Source organism: Sphingomonas bacterium, assembly GCF_903643035.1.
Lineage (GTDB): Bacteria > Pseudomonadota > Alphaproteobacteria > Sphingomonadales > Sphingomonadaceae > Sphingomonas.
Genome location: NZ_CAHJWW010000286.1, coordinates 1 through 3,409, shown reverse-complemented (window position 1 = coordinate 3,409; position 3,409 = coordinate 1). Strand labels below are relative to the sequence as shown.

Here is a 3,409-nt window from a genome sequence, read left to right as displayed (position 1 = left end):
CCGCCCCGGGCCGCGCGCGCGCGACCGGCCTCTATGCGAGCGACGAGGACCGGCTCTGCGTGGTGCCCGCCGCGTCGGGAGGCGCCGGATACCGGATCGGCGTGCTCGTCCGCTACGACGAGGCGCACGGCTGCACCGCGCGGGGCACCGCTGCGCGGACCGGCGACCGGCTGGACGTCGACCTGGGGCAGGGCGAGGGCGACTGCCGTTTCGTCGCGCGGTTCGAGGGGGACCGGATCGTGTTCCCCGCCGACCTGCCGCCGGGCTGCGATCGACGCTGCACCGGCCGCGCCTCGCTGGGCGCGCTTGCGGTCGAGCGGCTCGGCGACGGGATCGCGGAAGCGTCGGCGCAACGTGACAGGAGCGGTCGATCCCTCTGCGGTTGACGTTTACGTAAACGCCATCTATCGCGCCTTCATGGCCGCCAGTCCCGTCACCGCCGATCGCACGGCCTTCTCGATATCGGATCTGTCGGCCGAATTCGGCGTGACCGCGCGCGCGCTGCGCTTCTACGAGGACGAGGGGCTGATCGACCCGGAGCGGCGCGGTACCCAGCGGGTCTATTCGCGCCGCGACCATGCTAGGCTCGCCTGGATCCTGCGCGGCAAGCGGGTGGGGTTCAGCCTGGCGGAGATCCGCGAGCTGATCGACCTCTACGATGTCGGCGACGGCCGCGCGGCGCAGCGGCGGCTGACCGTCACCCGCTGCCGCGAGCGGATCGCGGCGCTGGAGGGGCAACGCTCCGACATCGACGCCGCCATCGCCGAGCTTTCCGCCTTCGTCGCCGCGATCGAGGCGGCGCCTTCCCCCAGCAATCCGGATGCCCGACATGCCAAGCTATAACCCGCCCGTCCGCGACACCCGGTTCGTGCTGGAGCACGTCGTCGGCCTGCCCCGCTACGCCGACCTGCCCGGCTTCGCGGCGGCGAGCCCCGACGTCGTCGACGCGGTGCTGGAGGAGGGCGGCCGCTTCGTCGCCGACGTGCTGTTCCCGCTGAACCTGTCGGGGGACCAGGAGGGCTGCACCCGCCATGCCGACGGCAGCGTGACGACGCCGGCGGGCTTCAGGGAGGCGTATCGCCAGTATGTCGACAGCGGCTGGGCGACGCTGGGCAACGCGCCCGAGTTCGGCGGGCAGGGGATGCCGCACGTCGTCTCGACGGCGTTCCAGGAATATATGATCTCGTCCAACATGGCGTTCGCCATGTATCCGGGCCTGACCCACGGCGCGATCGCGGCGCTGATCGCCTCCGGCTCCGAGGCGCAGAAGGCGACCTACGTCCCCCGGATGGTGTCGGGCGAGTGGGGCGGCACGATGAACCTGACGGAGCCGCAGTGCGGCACCGACCTCGGCCTGATCCGCACCCGCGCCGAGCCGAACGCGGACGGGTCATGGGCGATCACGGGCACCAAGATCTTCATCTCGTCGGGCGAGCACGATCTGACGGAGAACATCATCCACCTCGTCCTCGCCAAGACCCCGGGCGCCCCCGACAGCTCGAAGGGCATATCGCTGTTCGTGGTGCCAAAGGTCCTGGTCGACGACGACGGCTCGCCGGGCGCCCGCAACGCGGTGTCGTGCGGCTCGATCGAGCACAAGATGGGCATCCACGCCAACTCGACCTGCGTGATGAACTATGACGGCGCGACCGGCTGGCTGGTGGGCGACGAGATGAAGGGCCTGTCGGCGATGTTCGTGATGATGAACGCCGCCCGGCTGGGCGTCGGGCTTCAGGGCCTGGGCACCGCGGAGGTCGCCTATCAGAACGCCGCCGCCTATGCGAACGATCGCCGGCAGGGCCGCGCGCTCGCCGGCGCGAGGGAGCCGGGGGAAAAGGCGGACACGCTGTTCGTCCACCCCGACGTCCGCCGCATGCTGATGGAGGCCAAGGCGCTGACCGAGGGCCTGCGCGCGCTGTGCCTGTGGGGGGCGCTCCAGGTCGATCTGGAGGAGGACGCGGGCTCGCCCGAGGCGACGGGAATGGCGGCGGACCTGATCGGGCTGCTGATCCCGGTCGTGAAGGGCTATGGCACCGACATCGGCTATCGCGTCGCGACGACCGCGCAGCAGGTGTACGGCGGCCACGGCTACGTCGCCGAATGGGGCATGGAGCAGTATGTCCGCGATGCCCGGATCGCGATGATCTACGAAGGCACCAACGGCGTGCAGGCGATGGACCTCGTCGGCCGGAAGCTCGCCTACAAGGGCGGCCGCGCGGTGCAGGCGTTCTTCCGCATCGTGGGCGGGGAAGTGGCGGCGGCCAAGGGCGATCCCGCCACCGCCGACATCGCGGAGCGGCTGGGCAACGCGCTGGGCGACCTTCAGGCGGCGACGATGTGGTTCATGACCAACGGCATGAAGAACCCGGAGAACGTCGGCGCCGGCGCGTACAGCTACATGGAGCTGATGGGCCTTGTCGCGGTCGGGCTCATGTGGCTGCGCATGGCGGTGGCCGCGAGCCGGTTGAGGCGCGAGGGCGACGCGGCGTTCGGCACGGCGTTCCTGGATGCCAAGCTCGTTACCGCGCGCTTCTATGCCGAGCGGATGCTGCCAGACACCGGCGCGCTGCGTCGCAAGATCGAGAGCGGCGCGGAGGCGGTCATGGCGCTGCCGCCGGAGATGTTCCTGGCGGCGTGACGGCGCCCGCGCGGCCGCCCTTCGGCGCCGGCACGGGAGCCGCCGCGGGCGTCTCGACCACAGCCTTGCGGCGGATGCCCGACAGGTCGGGCGGCGCGATCGTCGCGGCGGGGTCGACCGGGACCGCAGGCGACGCCGCCTGCGTCATCGACGGCGTGGAGGCGCCGGGAACGGGATAGCCGACCAGCATCTGGCGCTTCATGCACCTGTGCGGATCGGGTTGCGGTGCGTCGCGGCAGTTCCACAGCGGCCGGTCGATCCCGAACGCCCGATCCCGGACATAGCTGAACTGCATCGCCGCGATCTGGGTCAGCTCCAGCGGCAGCGTCGCCGCCGTGTGCGCCTTGTCGCGCCACGCCATCACCAGACATCGCTCGTGAGCTCCGCAAAGCCGATCGGCGAACGCGGGCCAGTGCGCCGCGGCCAGGCCGGCGGGCAGCGTCACCAGGAACTCTCCGTTCGCCTGGGCGAGCGCCGACGGATCGACCGCGCCGACGGGCGCGTCGCCCGCCAGCGCCGGATCGGGAAGGAAGCCGGCCGGCGGCATGCCGAACCGGTGCGCGCCGGACAGGAAGGCCAGCGACGGTATCACCGGCTCGACCGTATCGGCGCGACGGCTGAACGCCGGCGGCGTTCCCCACCACCCCGACCAGCGATAGAACAGCTGGGTATGCACCGCGACGACCTTGTCGAGGCTCGCCTGCCAGTACGGCACTATCCAGTCGGTGTGGTAGTGCGTGGCATAGCCGACCGCGCGGTCCACGCCGCCCG

3 protein-coding genes and 1 pseudogene are annotated in these 3,409 nt (G+C 71.3%); 3 read left to right on the top strand and 1 reads right to left on the bottom strand.

Annotation, left to right across the window (positions count from 1 at the left end; translation table 11 throughout):
* The 3 genes from HUV01_RS13940 to HUV01_RS13930 form a co-directional block, all read left to right on the top strand.
* A partial coding sequence (locus HUV01_RS13940) for a hypothetical protein (protein ID WP_174298817.1) occupies window positions 1-386 on the top strand: 386 nt, incomplete at its 5' end.
* A gap of 31 nt (window positions 387-417) precedes the next feature.
* Window positions 418-843 (top strand): MerR family transcriptional regulator, encoded by a 426-nt coding sequence (locus HUV01_RS13935; RefSeq protein WP_174298816.1) that lies wholly within the window; start codon window positions 418-420, stop codon window positions 841-843.
* Window positions 830-2,638: an acyl-CoA dehydrogenase C-terminal domain-containing protein gene (locus tag HUV01_RS13930; RefSeq protein WP_174298815.1), complete on the top strand. Its 1,809-nt coding sequence runs from the start codon at window positions 830-832 to the stop codon at window positions 2,636-2,638. Before HUV01_RS13935 ends, HUV01_RS13930 begins: the two co-directional genes overlap by 14 nt.
* On the opposite strand, the pseudogene HUV01_RS13925 reads toward HUV01_RS13930, so the two are convergent.
* Window positions 2,601-3,409 (bottom strand): annotated as a pseudogene (locus tag HUV01_RS13925) (cell wall hydrolase); the annotation flags it as partial. The gene HUV01_RS13930 and the pseudogene HUV01_RS13925 overlap by 38 nt on opposite strands.